The organism is Streptomyces ficellus, assembly GCF_030406405.1.
GTDB classification, from domain to species: Bacteria; Actinomycetota; Actinomycetes; order Streptomycetales; family Streptomycetaceae; genus Streptomyces; species Streptomyces ficellus_B.
Genome location: NZ_JAUEPL010000014.1, coordinates 40042 through 55447 on the forward strand (window position 1 = coordinate 40042; position 15406 = coordinate 55447).

General features: G+C 68.4%; 24 protein-coding genes and 1 pseudogene. 21 read left to right on the top strand and 4 right to left on the bottom strand.

All coding sequences use genetic code 11. From position 1 onward, the window contains the following. Positions 1-23 precede the first annotated feature (23 nt). The 4 genes and pseudogenes from QWM81_RS12155 to QWM81_RS12170 form a co-directional block, all read right to left on the bottom strand. Complete coding sequence (locus tag QWM81_RS12155; protein WP_435372358.1) at positions 24-2099, bottom strand: PIG-L family deacetylase; 2076 nt, start codon at positions 2097-2099, stop codon at positions 24-26. A 215-nt stretch (positions 2100-2314) separates the two neighbouring features. Then, positions 2315-3187 carry an RpnC/YadD family protein gene (locus QWM81_RS12160; protein WP_290111850.1) on the bottom strand — a complete coding sequence of 291 codons (873 nt, stop codon included), beginning with the start codon at positions 3185-3187 and terminating at the stop codon, positions 2315-2317. A gap of 149 nt (positions 3188-3336) precedes the next feature. Further along, positions 3337-4134 (bottom strand): annotated as a pseudogene (locus tag QWM81_RS12165) (RNA repair domain-containing protein); the annotation flags it as partial. A 107-nt stretch (positions 4135-4241) separates the two neighbouring features. Further along, positions 4242-4925 (bottom strand): hypothetical protein, encoded by a 684-nt coding sequence (locus QWM81_RS12170; RefSeq protein WP_290111851.1) that lies wholly within the window; start codon positions 4923-4925, stop codon positions 4242-4244. Positions 4926-5563: 638 nt separating this feature from the next. Between QWM81_RS12170 and rpsJ the strand changes: the two genes are divergently transcribed. The 21 genes from rpsJ to rplO all read left to right on the top strand — a co-directional run bounded on the left by rpsJ (position 5564) and on the right by rplO (position 15233). After that, a complete protein-coding gene (rpsJ, locus tag QWM81_RS12175) occupies positions 5564-5872 on the top strand; it encodes a 30S ribosomal protein S10 (protein ID WP_003948644.1) in 309 nt (102 codons plus the stop codon). A gap of 13 nt (positions 5873-5885) precedes the next feature. Further along, positions 5886-6530 carry a 50S ribosomal protein L3 gene (gene rplC / locus QWM81_RS12180; protein ID WP_290111852.1) on the top strand — a complete coding sequence of 215 codons (645 nt, stop codon included), beginning with the start codon at positions 5886-5888 and terminating at the stop codon, positions 6528-6530. Positions 6531-6537: 7 nt separating this feature from the next. Continuing rightward, entirely contained in the window at positions 6538-7191 is a 654-nt protein-coding gene (gene rplD, locus QWM81_RS12185) for a 50S ribosomal protein L4 (protein WP_290111853.1), read from the top strand. Then, entirely contained in the window at positions 7191-7505 is a 315-nt protein-coding gene (gene rplW, locus QWM81_RS12190) for a 50S ribosomal protein L23 (RefSeq protein ID WP_290111854.1), read from the top strand. Before rplD ends, rplW begins: the two co-directional genes overlap by 1 nt. Before the next feature lie 39 nt (positions 7506-7544). Next, positions 7545-8381, top strand: coding sequence for a 50S ribosomal protein L2 (rplB, locus tag QWM81_RS12195; protein WP_018847502.1), 837 nt, complete (start codon positions 7545-7547; stop codon positions 8379-8381). Between the two features lie 12 nt (positions 8382-8393). Continuing rightward, positions 8394-8675 (top strand): 30S ribosomal protein S19, encoded by a 282-nt coding sequence (rpsS, locus tag QWM81_RS12200; RefSeq protein ID WP_010036728.1) that lies wholly within the window; start codon positions 8394-8396, stop codon positions 8673-8675. A gap of 43 nt (positions 8676-8718) precedes the next feature. Then, entirely contained in the window at positions 8719-9066 is a 348-nt protein-coding gene (gene rplV / locus QWM81_RS12205; protein ID WP_009327087.1) for a 50S ribosomal protein L22, read from the top strand. Then, complete coding sequence (gene rpsC, locus QWM81_RS12210; RefSeq protein WP_290111855.1) at positions 9066-9896, top strand: 30S ribosomal protein S3; 831 nt, start codon at positions 9066-9068, stop codon at positions 9894-9896. The genes rplV and rpsC overlap by 1 nt, the downstream gene beginning before the upstream one ends. Before the next feature lie 5 nt (positions 9897-9901). After that, positions 9902-10321, top strand: coding sequence for a 50S ribosomal protein L16 (rplP, locus tag QWM81_RS12215; protein WP_005313579.1), 420 nt, complete (start codon positions 9902-9904; stop codon positions 10319-10321). Beyond that, on the top strand, positions 10321-10545 hold the full coding sequence (gene rpmC, locus QWM81_RS12220; protein WP_031076670.1) for a 50S ribosomal protein L29: 225 nt from the start codon (positions 10321-10323) through the stop codon (positions 10543-10545). Before rplP ends, rpmC begins: the two co-directional genes overlap by 1 nt. Beyond that, a complete protein-coding gene (rpsQ, locus tag QWM81_RS12225; protein WP_290111856.1) occupies positions 10545-10829 on the top strand; it encodes a 30S ribosomal protein S17 in 285 nt (94 codons plus the stop codon). The genes rpmC and rpsQ overlap by 1 nt, the downstream gene beginning before the upstream one ends. Before the next feature lie 109 nt (positions 10830-10938). Next, positions 10939-11307, top strand: a complete 369-nt coding sequence (rplN, locus tag QWM81_RS12230) for a 50S ribosomal protein L14 (RefSeq protein ID WP_003956455.1) — start codon at positions 10939-10941, stop codon at positions 11305-11307. A 2-nt stretch (positions 11308-11309) separates the two neighbouring features. Beyond that, complete coding sequence (gene rplX, locus QWM81_RS12235; RefSeq protein WP_073753485.1) at positions 11310-11633, top strand: 50S ribosomal protein L24; 324 nt, start codon at positions 11310-11312, stop codon at positions 11631-11633. Continuing rightward, complete coding sequence (rplE, locus tag QWM81_RS12240) at positions 11633-12190, top strand: 50S ribosomal protein L5 (RefSeq protein WP_073753487.1); 558 nt, start codon at positions 11633-11635, stop codon at positions 12188-12190. The genes rplX and rplE overlap by 1 nt, the downstream gene beginning before the upstream one ends. Positions 12191-12195: 5 nt before the next feature. Further along, positions 12196-12381, top strand: a complete 186-nt coding sequence (locus QWM81_RS12245; protein ID WP_003956452.1) for a type Z 30S ribosomal protein S14 — start codon at positions 12196-12198, stop codon at positions 12379-12381. Positions 12382-12602: 221 nt separating this feature from the next. Next, positions 12603-13001, top strand: coding sequence for a 30S ribosomal protein S8 (gene rpsH, locus QWM81_RS12250; protein WP_073753488.1), 399 nt, complete (start codon positions 12603-12605; stop codon positions 12999-13001). Positions 13002-13022: 21 nt separating this feature from the next. After that, positions 13023-13562: a 50S ribosomal protein L6 gene (rplF, locus tag QWM81_RS12255; protein ID WP_064069946.1), complete on the top strand. Its 540-nt coding sequence runs from the start codon at positions 13023-13025 to the stop codon at positions 13560-13562. Between the two features lie 3 nt (positions 13563-13565). Beyond that, complete coding sequence (gene rplR, locus QWM81_RS12260) at positions 13566-13949, top strand: 50S ribosomal protein L18 (protein ID WP_031076680.1); 384 nt, start codon at positions 13566-13568, stop codon at positions 13947-13949. Positions 13950-13988: 39 nt separating this feature from the next. Beyond that, on the top strand, positions 13989-14594 hold the full coding sequence (gene rpsE / locus QWM81_RS12265) for a 30S ribosomal protein S5 (RefSeq protein ID WP_290111857.1): 606 nt from the start codon (positions 13989-13991) through the stop codon (positions 14592-14594). Continuing rightward, on the top strand, positions 14594-14776 hold the full coding sequence (rpmD, locus tag QWM81_RS12270) for a 50S ribosomal protein L30 (protein ID WP_041130781.1): 183 nt from the start codon (positions 14594-14596) through the stop codon (positions 14774-14776). Before rpsE ends, rpmD begins: the two co-directional genes overlap by 1 nt. 1 nt (position 14777) lies before the next feature. Further along, positions 14778-15233, top strand: a complete 456-nt coding sequence (gene rplO, locus QWM81_RS12275) for a 50S ribosomal protein L15 (protein WP_290111858.1) — start codon at positions 14778-14780, stop codon at positions 15231-15233. The last annotated feature ends 173 nt before the right edge of the window (positions 15234-15406 follow it).

The window sequence follows — 15406 nt, forward strand, 5'->3', positions numbered from 1 at the left end:
GGGCCCTTCGGCGTTGCCCGGTGTCAGCCTTCGGTACGGGGCTCGGGGACCCACGTCCACGGGTGGGCGTCCGCGCCCAGCCCTATGGCGAGGACGCCGTGCCGTGCGTGTGCGTGGAGGGCCGCCGACTCCAGGGCGACGGCGCCGTGGGTACGGGTGGCCAGGCGCCCTGCGGCGGTGCGGATCTGGACGCGCCCGCGCAGGTCCTTGCCGAGGAGGACCGGGCCCGGAGCCGCGGACACGGGCCCGTACCCGTCGAGGGAGACCGTGGAGGGGGCGGCGCCGTCGAGGCGTACGGCTGTCAGCTCCTTGCGGGTGGGCGCGCGGTAGTACAGCTCCAGGCCGCCGTCGCGCGTGACGGTGACCGCCACGGGGCCGCCCGAGACCGGCAGGCCGCCGTCCGCGCGGAAGGCGACCGGGCCGCCCGGCGCGTCCTGCGCCCAGTGGTGGACGCGCTCGCGCCCGGCCGCGAACAGGTGCACCCGGCCGGTGCCGTCCACCGCGGCCGACAGCCCGTCCTGGACCTCGGCCCCGCCCAGGTCGCGCCACGGCTCCCACGTTCCGTCGGGCTGCCGCACCCGGGCGCTGACGCCCTTGCCCGCGTTGCGTACGAAGAGGTGGACGCGGCCGTCGTTGTCGGTGACCGCCACCGGGACGCCGAGCCGCCGCCCCCGGTCGTCGCCGTACTCCGGGTTGCCGAGCCCGGTCCACGCCAGGAACGGCCCGCCCGCCGAGCGCTGTTCCAGCAGCACGACCTCCCGCTTGTTCGGCCCGCCGTGCCCGCCCAGCGCCGCGAACCGCAGCCCGAACAGCAACTGCCGGCCGTCCTTCAGCGTCACCCCGCCGAGCCCGGGCGCCAGCGGCCCGCCGCCCAGGTCGCCCGGCTCGCCCCACTGCCCGCTGCCGGGTTCCGTCTCGCGCCAGCGCACGGCTCGCAGGCCCAGCACCCCGTACACCGCGAGCCGCCCGTCCGGCTCGGTGGCCACGACGGGCCCGGCGCCCGGATAGCGGTAGTGAGTCGCTCTGACCCACCCCTTCTTGTTGGTGAGCGGGCGCGTGCCGCCGACGTTGTAGTCGCCGCAGCCGCCGCTGTTGCCGCACCGCCAGGAGGGATCGCCGCCGTACGGAACGAGATGCGCGGCCTTCTCCTTGAGGACGGGCCCGGGGAGGTTCTTGGGCCAGTGCCGGTTGTAGTAGCCCCGGAAGGACGTCGCCACGAAGGCCGGTATGGATCCCCCGTCCCTGGTCGCGTCGGCCACCCAGCGGACCATCGCGGCCCAGCTGAAGCAGGCCACGGCGGTGTGGTCGGCGTGGTCCGAGTAGCCGCGCTGCTCGGAGTCCCTCTTACGGGTGGCTTCGTCGCTGTGCTGGATGTCCGGGTCCGGGTCCAGCGTGTGGATGACGGTCGGCCGGTACTGCTCCATGAGCCCGACGAGTACGTCGAGGAGGGAGTCGTAGTCGTACGTGTCGGCCTTGCGTACGGGGGAGTCGTCGGCCACCACGGTCCGCAGCCCCAGCGCCCGGTCCTTCCACAGGCTGGGCAGGGCCATCCAGCGGCGGGGGGCGTGCATGGACAGGTTGAGGAAGACCAGCTCGACGCGGCGGTTGCCGTGGGTGAGGGTGTTGATCTCGGCACGGCGGTCCCCGCGGAGGGTGATGACGCCCTTCTGCCAGCTGGTGAACGTCTCCAGCCCGAGCATCGTCGCGTACGCCTGGCGAAGCCCCTGGTGCCGGGCGGAGGAGTAGGCCGCCTTGTCGGCGGGGATGTTCCTGCGGCCGGGTATGTGGTTCTTGCCGTCGTGCTCGCCGGCGGTGACGTATATCGACACCAGCGGCACACCGGCGTGCACCATCCGCTGGCTGTCCGGGTTCATGAAGTACAGGTCGTCGTCCGGATGCGCCACGATCTGCATCAGCTGCGCGCGCCGCGAGCTGGTGATCGGGATCCCCGGCGCGGGGTCCGCCGTGGGCCCGCCCCGCCGCGGCGCGGGCACCGAACAGCCGGCGAGCGCCGCCAGAGCCACGCCCGCGGCGGAGGCGATGAACCCCCGCCGCCGTACCGCGGCAGGGCGCAGCCCCGCCCCCCGTATGTGGTCCACGTGTACTGCTCCCCCGCCCGCAATCCATCCCGCGTGTCGCGATCATCTAGACGGAAAATCCGCGAGCAGGGTTGCCCGGAGGGAGCGCGCTGTTCAGCGCGGGGTCACTTCAGCTGGTGCGTGCACATGGCCGACCCAGGGACACGGTGGTGCCGATCCCTTCTCGATCTCGGTCTCGGCCTCGGTCTCGCGCTCGCTGCCTCGGCGGGCCGGGGCTACTCGTCCGCGAAGATCTCTTCGGCGGACGGGGCGGTGACGGCACGGGCGAGCCAGTGGCGCAGGAGTTCGGGGTCGCCGCAGCCGGTGATGCGCTCGCGGGCCTCGTCCGGCACGTCGATGCCGCGCTGCTCCAGGACGATCAGAATGTCCTCGGCGCGACCCCTCGCACGGCCTTCGTCCCGGATCTCTTCCGAGAGGGGCGACTTGTAGAACGACAGGTCGACGGCCATCAGATGCCTCCACAGTTGTGCGGCCGGGCGCCTGGCCAGGCCTTGTGCGATGAGTTCGGCGAGGGGGTGGGCGAGCTCTTCGGGTGTTTCACGCAGGGCTCCGGAGACTGCCTTCAGTATGGCAGCGACAGCCGGATTGTCAGCGTGTGTGATCGCGGCCAGGGTCGACAGTGCCAGGTCTTTGCGCGCCTCAGCCGTGTTGGTGATCACCGGCATGTTGTGCGGCCCGGCGACGAGGGGGCGGAGCGTGAGAGAGACCCACTGCGGGGGACCGATGTGGACGGGGCATGAGGCCCACTCCGCCGTAGCCCTGTCCTGGCATACGACAAGCAGCACGGGTGGTTGTCGGTACTTGGCGTGCAGGTAGGTGAGGTAGTACGCCCAGCTCGCGAGTTTGGCGGGGTCCTTCTTTCCCTGGGCTTCGACCGCGAGCAGGAACGAGCCGTCTTCCTCCGTGTCGAAACGCAGCAGCGTGTCCACGCGACGTTCGAGCGGGCGGGCTTCGGTGAGGTCGGTCGGCAGGATCGTGACCGATGCGGGCCGGGAGAAGGGGACACCCAGCACCTCCGAGACCCCGGAGAAGAGCTCCGGGTACTCCTGGAAGATGCGGTGCATCGCCTCGTGCGGAGAACTGACCATGGGGCAGACCGTAGGGAGCGAGTGAGCTTGGCATGTGCCAATCGCATGTGCGTCACTCGATCGGGCTACCCGACGCTGACTGCGTGCGGGGAAGGCGCCCCCGCCGCCTGGGCCGGCTTCCTCACGTACGCGTCCCGCGCCTAGACGGCCACCCACCGAACCTCGCCGGTGCCGAGGGTGACCGTCGCCCGGACCCGCATCGGCTCGTCACCGCGCCGGGAGAGCACCACCAGCTCGGCCACCCGGGCGGTGAGCGGCCCCCACGGGCCCAGCCGCTCGGCGCACTCGGCGGTGACGGTATGGGGGTGCCGGGTCCGGCCCAGGCTCAGGTGTGGGGTGAAGCCCTTGTGGTGGCCCAGGCAGGAGGGGAAGCGGCGTTCCAGGGCGGTCCGCAGCTCCGCCCACGGCCGGTCGTCGGCCGCCGCAGGGTCCAGCCAGACCGTGGAGCCCTCGCGGTGGCGAAAGGTGTGGATCCCGGCCAGGCGCGCCTCGAACGGCTCCATGCCGGCCGCCGCCGAGGCCAGCAGTGGCGCCGCCCGCCCGAAGTCCTCCTCCGGTACGAAGCCGAAGAGCAGGTTCACGTGCGGCGGCCAGCGGTGGATCTGCGGGTCGTGGTCCCGGCGGATGGCCTGGATCGGCGGCCACAGCTCATCGGGCGGCAGCCACGCCACCGCCGTCCGGGGCGTGGGCCGTACATCGAGGGCCCGCACCCGCCCGGCATCGCTCACGTCGAGCCGGTCCACGCCCGTCGTGCGGTCCCAGACCACCTCCCCGTCCGCCTCGAAGAACAGCACCCGGTGCCACGGGATGTCGCCGCCCGGTACGAACTCGGCCAGCGGCACCCGCCCCGGGTCGCCCTCCCGCAGGCGGACGCCCACCACGAACCGGGCGGGATCGAACCGGGGATCCCACAGGACCCGGTGGTAGACCTCCTCGCTCGTACGCACGTCCCCACTCTGGCCCGGCTGGCCGCCCAGCGCGATCGCGTTCTTCGCCCCCGCGCGTCACCGGCTCCTCCGAGCCGGACCGCCCGGGTCCCTATGTCACCCGGAAGTCAGCGTTCGCGTTCCCATGTGTGGAGGACCGCAAGCGCGTAGGCGACGCGGGCATCCAGGCGCTGGGGGTCGAAGCGGTAGATCTTGTTGACGCCCCGGTAGTCGAGCACGGTGCCGGCGCCGGGTGTGCGCCAGCGGGTTCGGGTCGGTCTTGCGATGGTGTCGTCGTCGGGCTCGCCCGCGAAGAACGAGTACACCGCTACGCCGAGCGCGGCGAGGAACCAGACCGGGGCGGTCACCCCGTAGATGAGCCACGCGTACCAGGTGCCAGACCTGCCCGTGACGGTCCGTGGCGGGCTGATGCACTGTGCGGACCACTGGACGCGGCGGGGCCAGGGCAGCAACCGGCCGGTGCGGCGGGTGATCCGGGCCAGTGGTGTGCCGTCGGGCGCGTGCACGTCATAGGCGTCCGGGGCGGCGGGGCGGACGGAGCAGGACGGACTGCCGTCCCGTCCGTTGTCGATCCAGAAGGGCACGGGTGCCTGGCGGCTCCAGCGCTGCACGGTGCGCGGGGTGAAGACCCGGGCCTGCGGAGTGTCCTCGCGACGACGGGCGGTCGTCAGCCGGATCGTCGAGGCCGTCTCGGCGTCGGGCGGCAGGTGCAGTGGCCGTGGGTCGGATGCCGGAACCGGGTTGTTCACGGAGACGACGAAGGAGTACGGGGTGGAGGTCACGTTGTTCACGGTGTCATCCGAGGGAGTGCGGCACCGCCAGCCGGCCCGAGGGCCCGGTCCTACGGCCCGACCCGGGGTCTGCCGACCCCACATCGGCGGCCAAGTCGTGTGATGTCGGACGCATCGGCGGGTGGTGGTGCCCGCCGGCCGGCCGGGGTGGGGAAGGCGCTCCGGGCAGGCACGGGAGGGTGGCCTTCGGTCGTGGGCGCCGCGTGCCGTGGTTTGACACGGATAGGCCGCGGGGTAATCTCTTCGGCTCGATTGGCGTCCCCTCTGCCCCGTATGGCAGACTGTCGGGGTTGCTCGGTTGAGTGCCGATGCTGCGCGCCTCCCGCCGGGAGGACCGGAAGCGAGTCCCACAGTACTCGTCGCCCCTGATCAGGGGCGGACGTACGGGAATCTTTCGGGAAGCGTGGGCGGGGCGCCGGCCAGGCACCCGGTGGGTGTTCCGCCCCCGGCCTGCGGTCTTCAGGGCCGCACCCCCTTGGTTGGGAAATCCTCCGGGAGATCTTCGTAGAGGGAGTGCGACACGCCCGACCGCGTGGGTCGGAGGAGGGGCGGTTCTTCCTAAGTGGCTTCCACGGGAGCCAGGAGGCGCGGCCCACCAGGTTCCAGAGCGTTACGAGAGACAGGACTACTGAGTAGCCATGGCGGGACAGAAGATCCGCATCCGGCTCAAGGCCTACGACCACGAGGTCATCGACTCCTCGGCGAAGAAGATCGTCGAGACGGTGACGCGCACTGGTGCGTCGGTCGCGGGCCCGGTGCCGCTGCCCACTGAGAAGAACGTGTACTGCGTCATCAAGTCGCCGCACAAGTACAAGGACTCGCGCGAGCACTTCGAGATGCGCACGCACAAGCGCCTCATCGACATCCTCGACCCCACGCCGAAGACGGTTGACTCGCTCATGCGTCTCGACCTGCCGGCCGGCGTCGACATCGAGATCAAGCTCTGAGGTGACGCGCGAGATGGCTAAGAACATTAAGGGCGTCCTGGGCGAGAAGCTCGGCATGACCCAGGTCTGGGACGAGAACAACCGGGTCGTCCCGGTGACCGTCGTCAAGGCCGGGCCCTGCGTCGTCACCCAGGTCCGCACCAACGACACTGACGGCTACGAGTCGGTCCAGATCGCCTTCGGCGAGATCGACCCGCGCAAGGTGAACAAGCCCCTCAAGGGTCACTTCGCCAAGGCCGACGTCACCCCGCGCCGCCACCTGGTGGAGCTCCGCACCGCTGACGCCTCCGAGTACACGCTCGGCCAGGAGATCACCGCTGAGGTCTTCGAGGCCGGCGTCAAGGTCGACGTCACCGGCAAGAGCAAGGGCAAGGGCTTCGCCGGTGTCATGAAGCGCCACAACTTCCGTGGTCTGGGCGCCGGACACGGTACCCAGCGCAAGCACCGCTCGCCCGGTTCCATCGGTGGCTGCGCCACCCCGGGCCGTGTGTTCAAGGGCCTCCGCATGGCGGGCCGTATGGGCAACGAGCGGGTCACCACCCAGAACCTGACCGTCCACGCCGTTGACGCGGAGAAGGGCCTGCTGCTCATCAAGGGCGCGGTTCCCGGTCCGAACGGCGGCCTCGTCCTGGTCCGTACCGCGGCCAAGGGGGCCTGAGGTAACGATGAGCACCATTGACATCCTTTCGCCGGCTGGCGACAAGGCCGGGACCGTCGAGCTCCCCGCGGAGATCTTCGACGCGAAGACCAGCGTTCCGCTGATCCACCAGGTCGTCGTCGCACAGCTGGCCGCTGCCCGTCAGGGCACGCACAAGACCAAGACCCGTGGCGAAGTCCGCGGTGGCGGCAAGAAGCCGTACCGCCAGAAGGGCACCGGCCGCGCCCGTCAGGGCTCGACCCGCGCTCCGCAGTTCGCCGGCGGTGGCGTCGTCCACGGCCCCGTGCCGCGTGACTACTCGCAGCGCACCCCGAAGAAGATGAAGGCCGCCGCCCTGCGCGGTGCCCTCTCGGACCGGGCGCGTCACTCCCGTATCCACGTCGTCTCCGGCGTGGTCGAGGGCGAGGTCTCCACCAAGGCCGCGAAGACGCTGTTCGGCAAGATCTCGGAGCGCAAGAACCTGCTCCTGATCGCCGAGCGCAGCGACGAGGCCGCGTGGCTCTCCGCCCGCAACCTGCCCCAGGTGCACATCCTGGAGCCGGGCCAGCTGAACACGTACGACGTGCTCGTCTCCGACGACGTGGTCTTCACCAAGGCCGCCTTCGAGTCCTTCGTGTCCGGCCCCAAGGCCAACACCGAGACCGAAGGGAGCGAGGCCTGATGGCCGAGATCACCAGCAAGACCTTCACGGACCCGCGCGACATTCTCGTCAAGCCGGTTGTCTCCGAGAAGAGCTACGCCCTGCTGGACGAGAACAAGTACACGTTCGTCGTCGACCCGCGCGCCAACAAGACGCAGATCAAGCAGGCCGTCGAGGCGGTCTTCTCGGTCAAGGTCACCGGGGTCAACACGATCAACCGCCAGGGCAAGCGCAAGCGCACCCGCACCGGTTTCGGTAAGCGCGCCAACACCAAGCGCGCCATCGTGACCCTTGCTGAGGGCAACCGTATCGACATCTTCGGCCAGGCCTCCTAACGGAGCGCCCTGGTCCGAATATCGGACGAGGACTGAGAAATGGGTATCCGCAAGTACAAGCCGACGACTCCGGGCCGTCGTGGCTCCAGCGTCGCCGACTTTGTCGAGATCACGCGGTCCACGCCGGAGAAGTCGCTGGTCCGCCCCCTGCACAGCAAGGGCGGCCGTAACAACACCGGTCGTGTGACCGTCCGTCACCAGGGCGGTGGCCACAAGCGTGCCTACCGCGTGATCGACTTCCGTCGTCACGACAAGGATGGCGTGCCGGCCAAGGTCGCTCACATCGAGTACGACCCCAACCGCACCGCGCGCATCGCGCTGCTCCACTACGTGGACGGCGAGAAGCGCTACATCATCGCCCCGCGCGGCCTGAACCAGGGCGACCGGGTCGAGAACGGCCCCGGCGCCGACATCAAGCCGGGCAACAACCTGGCACTCCGCAACATCCCGGTCGGTACCACGATCCACGCGATCGAGCTCCGTCCCGGTGGCGGTGCCAAGTTCGCCCGCTCCGCGGGTGCCTCCGTGCAGCTGCTCGCGAAGGAGGGCCAGATGGCCCACCTGCGCATGCCGTCCGGTGAGATCCGCCTGGTCGACGTCCGCTGCCGCGCCACCATCGGCGAGGTCGGCAACGCCGAGCAGTCGAACATCAACTGGGGCAAGGCCGGCCGTAAGCGCTGGCTGGGCGTTCGCCCGACCGTCCGCGGTGTGGCGATGAACCCGGTTGACCACCCGCACGGTGGTGGTGAGGGCAAGACCTCCGGTGGTCGCCACCCGGTCTCCCCCTGGGGTCAGAAGGAGGGTCGTACTCGTTCTCCCAAGAAGGCGAGCAACAAGTACATCGTCCGCCGCCGCAAGACGAACAAGAAGCGCTAGGAGCGGGTTTAGATGCCGCGCAGTCTCAAGAAGGGGCCCTTCGTCGACGACCACCTGATCAAGAAGGTGGACGCCCAGAACGAAGCAGGCACCAAGAACGTCATCAAGACCTGGTCCCGTCGCTCGATGATCGTCCCGGCCATGCTGGGCCACACGATCGCGGTGCACAACGGCAAGACCCACATCCCGGTGTTCGTCACCGAGTCGATGGTCGGCCACAAGCTCGGCGAGTTCTCGCCGACTCGCACCTTCCGCGGCCACGTCAAGGACGACCGGAAGTCGAAGCGCCGCTAACCGCGGGGTGGAAACGACTATGACTTACACCGAAGGGACAACCATGGAAGCCAGGGCCCAGGCGCGGTACATCCGCGTCACGCCCATGAAGGCCCGCCGCGTGGTGGACCTCATCCGTGGCATGGACGCCACGGAGGCTCAGGCGGTCCTGCGTTTCGCTCCGCAGGCCGCAAGCGTGCCGGTGGGCAAGGTGCTGGACAGCGCCATTGCCAACGCCGCGCACAACTACGACCACACGGACGCCTCGTCGCTGTTCATCAGCGAGGCGTACGTCGACGAGGGCCCGACCCTGAAGCGGTTCCGTCCGCGTGCTCAGGGCCGTGCCTACCGGATCCGCAAGCGGACCAGCCACATCACCGTGGTCGTCAGCAGCAAGGAAGGAACCCGGTAATGGGCCAGAAGGTAAACCCGCACGGGTTCCGGCTCGGCATCACCACCGACTTCAAGTCGCGTTGGTACGCCGACAAGCTGTACAAGGACTACGTCAAGGAAGACGTCGCCATCCGTCGGATGATGACGTCCGGCATGGAGCGCGCCGGCATCTCGAAGGTGGAGATCGAGCGCACCCGTGACCGCGTGCGGGTGGACATCCACACCGCGCGTCCCGGCATCGTCATCGGCCGCCGTGGCGCCGAGGCCGACCGCATCCGCGGCGACCTCGAGAAGCTCACCGGCAAGCAGGTCCAGCTGAACATCCTCGAGGTCAAGAACCCCGAGGTCGACGCTCAGCTCGTGGCCCAGGCCGTTGCCGAGCAGCTGTCCTCCCGCGTCTCCTTCCGCCGCGCCATGCGTAAGAGCATGCAGTCGGCGATGAAGGCGGGCGCCAAGGGCATCAAGATCCAGTGTGGTGGCCGTCTCGGCGGCGCCGAGATGTCCCGCTCGGAGTTCTACCGCGAGGGCCGTGTGCCGCTGCACACGCTCCGCGCGAACGTCGAGTACGGCTTCTTCGAGGCCAAGACGACCTTCGGCCGCATCGGCGTGAAGGTCTGGATCTACAAGGGCGACGTCAAGAACATCGCCGAGGTCCGCGCCGAGAACGCTGCTGCCCGCGCCGGCAACCGCCCGGCCCGTGGCGGCACCGACCGCCCGGCCCGTGGTGGCCGCGGTGGCGAGCGTGGCGGTCGCGGTCGCAAGCCGCAGCAGGCTGGTACCGCTGCCGAGGCCCCCAAGGCCGACGCCGCTGCCGCCGCTCCGGCTGAGAGCACCGGAACGGAGGCCTGACCGACATGCTGATCCCCCGTAGGGTCAAGCACCGCAAGCAGCACCACCCGAAGCGCCGTGGTATGGCCAAGGGCGGTACGACGGTTGCGTTCGGCGAGTACGGCATCCAGGCCATGACTCCGGCGTACGTGACCAACCGCCAGATCGAGGCGGCCCGTATCGCGATGACCCGCCACATCAAGCGTGGCGGCAAGGTCTGGATCAACATCTACCCGGACCGCCCGCTGACCAAGAAGCCCGCCGAGACCCGCATGGGTTCCGGTAAGGGTTCCCCCGAGTGGTGGGTCGCGAACGTGCACCCGGGCCGGGTCATGTTCGAGCTGTCCTACCCGAACGAGAAGATCGCACGTGAGGCTCTGACTCGCGCGGCCCACAAGCTGCCGATGAAGTGCCGGATCGTCAAGCGCGAGGCAGGTGAAGCGTGATGTCGGCCGGTACCAAGGCGTCCGAGCTGCGCGAGCTGGGCAACGAGGAGCTTGTTGCCAAGCTCCGCGAGGCCAAGGAAGAGCTGTTCAACCTCCGTTTCCAGGCGGCGACCGGGCAGCTCGAGAACCACGGTCGGCTCAAGTCCGTCCGTAAGGACATCGCCCGGATCTACACCCTGATGCGTGAGCGCGAGCTGGGCATCGAGACGGTGGAGAGCGCCTGATGAGCGAGAACAACGTGACTGAAGAGAAGACCGCGCGCGGATTCCGCAAGACCCGTGAGGGTCTGGTCGTCAGCGACAAGATGGACAAGACCGTCGTCGTCGCCGTCGAGGACCGCGTCAAGCACGCGCTGTACGGCAAGGTCATCCGCCGTACCAACAAGCTCAAGGCGCACGACGAGCAGAACGCCGCGGGTGTCGGCGACCGTGTCCTCCTCATGGAGACCCGGCCGCTGTCCGCGACCAAGCGCTGGCGCGTCGTCGAGATCCTCGAGAAGGCCAAGTAATCGCTTGAAGGGGTAACCCTTCGAGTTCGTTCCGCCAGGCTCGGTGGGGTGCCGCACCTCTGAGGAGGACGGCCCCCACCGGGAACCGGCAGACAATCAGGAGATAGACGTGATCCAGCAGGAGTCGCGACTGCGTGTCGCCGACAACACTGGTGCCAAGGAGATCCTTTGCATCCGTGTTCTCGGTGGTTCCGGTCGCCGCTACGCGGGCATCGGTGACGTCATCGTCGCCACCGTCAAGGATGCGATCCCCGGTGGCAACGTGAAGAAGGGTGACGTCGTCAAGGCGGTCATCGTTCGCACCGTCAAGGAGCGCCGCCGCCAGGACGGCTCGTACATCCGCTTCGACGAGAACGCCGCCGTCATTCTGAAGAACGACGGCGACCCTCGCGGCACCCGTATCTTCGGCCCCGTGGGCCGTGAGCTGCGCGAGAAGAAGTTCATGAAGATCATCTCGCTCGCGCCGGAGGTGCTGTAAGCATGAAGATCAAGAAGGGCGACCTGGTACAGGTCATCACCGGCAAGGACAAGGGCAAGCAGGGCAAGGTCATCGCGGCCTTCCCCCGCGAGGACCGCGTCCTGGTCGAGGGTGTCAACCGGGTCAAGAAGCACACGAAGGCCGGCCAGACCGCTCGTGGGTCGCAGACCGGCGGCATCGTCACCACCGAGGCCCCGATTCACGTGAGCAACGTTCAGCTCGTCGTGGAGAAGGACGGCAAGAAGGTCGTGACCCGCGTCGGTTACCGCTTCGACGACGAGGGCAACAAGATCCGCGTTGCCAAGCGGACGGGTGAGGACATCTGATGGCTACCACCACCACTCCGCGTCTGAAGACGAAGTACCGCGAGGAGATCGCGGGCAAGCTGCGTGAGGAGTTCTCGTACGAGAACGTCATGCAGGTTCCCGGCCTCGTCAAGATCGTGGTCAACATGGGTGTGGGCGACGCCGCCCGCGACTCCAAGCTGATCGAGGGTGCCATCAAGGACCTCACCACGATCACCGGTCAGAAGCCGGCCGTCACCAAGGCCCGCAAGTCCATCGCGCAGTTCAAGCTGCGTGAGGGTCAGCCGATCGGTGCCCACGTCACGCTCCGTGGCGACCGCATGTGGGAGTTCCTGGACCGCACCCTGTCGCTGGCGCTCCCGCGCATCCGCGACTTCCGCGGCCTGTCCCCCAAGCAGTTCGACGGCCGTGGCAACTACACCTTCGGTCTCACGGAGCAGGTCATGTTCCACGAGATCGACCAGGACAAGATCGACCGTGTCCGGGGTATGGACATCACCGTGGTGACCACGGCGACCAACGACGAAGAGGGCCGCGCGCTCCTCCGTCACCTCGGCTTCCCCTTCAAGGAGGCGTAAGCGAGATGGCGAAGAAGGCTCTCATCGCGAAGGCTGCCCGCAAGCCCAAGTTCGGCGTGCGCGCGTACACCCGCTGCCAGCGCTGCGGTCGTCCGCACTCCGTCTACCGCAAGTTCGGCCTGTGCCGCGTGTGCCTTCGTGAGATGGCTCACCGTGGCGAGCTGCCGGGCGTGACCAAGAGCTCCTGGTAAGCACCTACTGCCCTTTGGGCGTAGGGGCTACCCGGATCTCTCGGTAAGCATCTGGTCGGCAGGAGCCCTTCCCCACATGTCGTAGGCTTGTGGGGTTGGGCGCCTGTCGCCCGTACGACTTACTACGCCGTAGGTCCCCGCACCGCACCCGTCCCGCCCATGAGTGGGGAGAGGGATGGCGCATACAGGAAACCCCGGCGAGAGAGGCCGAAGGCCAATTCATGACCATGACTGATCCGATCGCAGACATGCTCACGCGTCTGCGTAACGCGAACTCGGCGTACCACGACACCGTGACGATGCCGCACAGCAAGATCAAGTCCCACATCGCGGAAATCCTCCAGCAGGAGGGCTTCATCACGGGCTGGCGGGTCGAGGACGCCGAGGTTGGCAAGAACCTCGTCCTCGAGCTGAAGTTCGGTCCGAACCGTGAGCGCTCCATCGCGGGCATCAAGCGGATCTCGAAGCCCGGTCTGCGGGTTTACGCGAAGTCCACCAACCTGCCGAAGGTCCTCGGCGGTCTGGGCGTGGCGATCATCTCCACGTCCCACGGCCTCCTGACCGGCCAGCAGGCGCAGAAGAAGGGCGTGGGTGGGGAAGTCCTCGCCTACGTCTGGTAGTCGGGAACGGAGGAAAAGCTAATGTCGCGTATTGGCAAGCTCCCCATCACGGTTCCCGCCGGCGTGGACGTCACCATCGAGGGCCGCACGGTCACGGTCAAGGGTTCCAAGGGAACCCTGAGCCACACCGTCGCCGCGCCGATCGAGATCGTTAAGGGCGAGGACGGCGTTCTCAACGTCACGCGTCCCAACGACGAGCGTCAGAACAAGGCCCTCCACGGCCTGTCCCGCACGCTGGTGGCCAACATGATCACCGGTGTGACCCAGGGGTACACGAAGGCGCTCGAGATCAGCGGTGTCGGTTACCGCGTCGCCGCGAAGGGCTCCAACCTGGAGTTCCAGCTCGGTTACAGCCACCCGATCCTGGTGGAGGCGCCCGAGGGCATCTCCTTCAAGGTCGAGTCTCCGACCAAGTTCTCGGTCGAGGGCATCGACAAGCAGAAGGTCGGCGAGGTCGCCGCTAACATCCGCAAGCTTCGCAAGCCCGACCCCTACAAGGCCAAGGGCGTGAAGTACGCGGGTGAGGTCATCCGCCGCAAGGTCGGAAAGGCTGGTAAGTAAGCCATGGCATACGGCGTGAAGATTGCCAAGGGCAAGGCCTACAAGGGCGCTGCTCTGAAGCGTCGCCACATCCGCATCCGCAAGAAGATCGCGGGTACGACCGAGCGTCCGCGCCTGGTCGTCACGCGCTCCAACCGCGGGATCACCGCTCAGGTCATCGACGACATCGCGGGCCACACGCTCGCGTCGGCGTCCACCCTGGACGCGTCCATCCGCGGCGGCGAAGGCGACAAGTCGGCGAAGGCGAAGCAGGTCGGCCAGCTCGTGGCCGAGCGTGCCAAGGCCGCCGGCATCGAGGCTGTCGTGTTCGACCGTGGCGGCAACCAGTACGCCGGGCGCATCGCCGCCCTGGCGGACGCCGCCCGTGAAGCCGGCCTGAAGTTCTGAGCCGGTTCCGCACGTAGGAAGACTAGGAAGGAAAGTCCAATGGCTGGACCCCAGCGCCGCGGAAGCGGTGCCGGTGGCGGCGAGCGGCGGGACCGGAAGGGCCGTGACGGCGGCGCTGCTGCCGCCGAGAAGACCGCGTACGTTGAGCGCGTTGTCGCGATCAACCGCGTCGCCAAGGTTGTGAAGGGTGGTCGTCGCTTCAGCTTCACCGCGCTGGTCGTGGTGGGCGACGGTGACGGCACCGTGGGTGTCGGTTACGGCAAGGCCAAGGAGGTGCCGGCCGCCATCGCCAAGGGTGTGGAGGAGGCCAAGAAGCACTTCTTCAAGGTTCCCCGTATCCAGGGCACCATCCCGCACCCGATCCAGGGTGAGAAGGCGGCGGGCGTCGTCATGCTCAAGCCGGCGTCCCCCGGTACCGGCGTTATCGCCGGTGGCCCGGTGCGTGCCGTGCTGGAGTGCGCGGGCGTCCACGACATCCTGTCGAAGTCGCTCGGTTCCTCGAACGCGATCAACATCGTGCACGCGACCGTGGCGGCCCTCAAGGGCCTGCAGCGTCCCGAGGAGATCGCGGCCCGCCGCGGTCTGCCCCTCGAGGACGTCGCCCCCGCGGCTCTTCTCCGTGCGCGTGCGGGGGCGGGTGCGTAATGGCTCGCCTCAAGGTCACGCAGACGAAGTCGTACATCGGCAGCAAGCAGAACCACCGCGACACCCTTCGTTCCCTGGGCCTCAAGCGCCTGGGCGATGTGGTCGTCAAGGAGGACCGCCCCGAGTTCCGCGGCATGGTGCACACCGTCCGCCACCTCGTGACGGTCGAGGAGGTCGACTGACATGGCGGAGCAGAACCCGCTGAAGGTCCACAACCTCCGTCCCGCCCCGGGCGCCAAGACCGCCAAGACCCGTGTGGGTCGTGGTGAGGCGTCGAAGGGTAAGACGGCTGGTCGTGGTACCAAGGGCACCAAGGCCCGCTACCAGGTTCCGGAGCGCTTCGAGGGCGGGCAGATGCCCCTCCACATGCGTCTTCCGAAGCTGAAGGGCTTCAAGAACCCGTTCCGCACCGAGTACCAGGTCGTGAACCTGGACAAGCTCGCCTCGCTCTACCCCGAGGGTGGCGAGGTCACGGTGGCCGACCTGGTCGCCAAGGGCGCGGTGCGCAAGAACAGCCTCGTCAAGGTCCTGGGCCAGGGCGAGATCTCCGTGGCGCTGCAGGTTTCGGTTGACGCCGTCTCCGGCTCCGCCAAGGAGAAGATCGCCGCCGCCGGCGGCACCGTCACCGAGCTCGTCTGAGACGACTTGATGGCTTGAACATCCGACCGGGGATGCCTCTCAAAAGGGGCATCCCCGGTTGGTCGTTCCAAGGGGGGCACGTGCGCCGGTAAGGTGGCGTGCACTGTGTTGCTGTAATGGGGGCTTGCGCCCCTGCGCCGCGCGGTCCGCCCCAAGGGCTGCCACGCGGTCTT

Bases quoted from the DNA above. Each gene is read 5' to 3' on its own strand.
- rpmD (WP_041130781.1), top strand. From the start codon at position 14,594: ATGGCTCGCCTCAAGGTCACGCAGACGAAGTCGTACATCGGCAGCAAG.
- rplV (WP_009327087.1), top strand. From the start codon at position 8,719: ATGGAAGCCAGGGCCCAGGCGCGGTACATCCGCGTCACGCCCATGAAG.
- rplW (WP_290111854.1), top strand. From the start codon at position 7,191: ATGGCCGAGATCACCAGCAAGACCTTCACGGACCCGCGCGACATTCTC.
- rpsC (WP_290111855.1), top strand. From the start codon at position 9,066: ATGGGCCAGAAGGTAAACCCGCACGGGTTCCGGCTCGGCATCACCACC.
- rplO (WP_290111858.1), top strand. From the start codon at position 14,778: ATGGCGGAGCAGAACCCGCTGAAGGTCCACAACCTCCGTCCCGCCCCG.
- rpsJ (WP_003948644.1), top strand. From the start codon at position 5,564: ATGGCGGGACAGAAGATCCGCATCCGGCTCAAGGCCTACGACCACGAG.
- rplR (WP_031076680.1), top strand. From the start codon at position 13,566: ATGGCATACGGCGTGAAGATTGCCAAGGGCAAGGCCTACAAGGGCGCT.
- QWM81_RS12245 (WP_003956452.1), top strand. From the start codon at position 12,196: ATGGCGAAGAAGGCTCTCATCGCGAAGGCTGCCCGCAAGCCCAAGTTC.
- rplE (WP_073753487.1), top strand. From the start codon at position 11,633: ATGGCTACCACCACCACTCCGCGTCTGAAGACGAAGTACCGCGAGGAG.
- rpmC (WP_031076670.1), top strand. From the start codon at position 10,321: ATGTCGGCCGGTACCAAGGCGTCCGAGCTGCGCGAGCTGGGCAACGAG.
- rplB (WP_018847502.1), top strand. From the start codon at position 7,545: ATGGGTATCCGCAAGTACAAGCCGACGACTCCGGGCCGTCGTGGCTCC.
- rplX (WP_073753485.1), top strand. From the start codon at position 11,310: ATGAAGATCAAGAAGGGCGACCTGGTACAGGTCATCACCGGCAAGGAC.
- rplD (WP_290111853.1), top strand. From the start codon at position 6,538: ATGAGCACCATTGACATCCTTTCGCCGGCTGGCGACAAGGCCGGGACC.
- rplP (WP_005313579.1), top strand. From the start codon at position 9,902: ATGCTGATCCCCCGTAGGGTCAAGCACCGCAAGCAGCACCACCCGAAG.
- QWM81_RS12160 (WP_290111850.1), bottom strand. From the start codon at position 3,187: ATGGTCAGTTCTCCGCACGAGGCGATGCACCGCATCTTCCAGGAGTAC.
- rpsQ (WP_290111856.1), top strand. From the start codon at position 10,545: ATGAGCGAGAACAACGTGACTGAAGAGAAGACCGCGCGCGGATTCCGC.
- rpsH (WP_073753488.1), top strand. From the start codon at position 12,603: ATGACCATGACTGATCCGATCGCAGACATGCTCACGCGTCTGCGTAAC.
- rpsE (WP_290111857.1), top strand. From the start codon at position 13,989: ATGGCTGGACCCCAGCGCCGCGGAAGCGGTGCCGGTGGCGGCGAGCGG.
- rplC (WP_290111852.1), top strand. From the start codon at position 5,886: ATGGCTAAGAACATTAAGGGCGTCCTGGGCGAGAAGCTCGGCATGACC.
- rpsS (WP_010036728.1), top strand. From the start codon at position 8,394: ATGCCGCGCAGTCTCAAGAAGGGGCCCTTCGTCGACGACCACCTGATC.
- rplF (WP_064069946.1), top strand. From the start codon at position 13,023: ATGTCGCGTATTGGCAAGCTCCCCATCACGGTTCCCGCCGGCGTGGAC.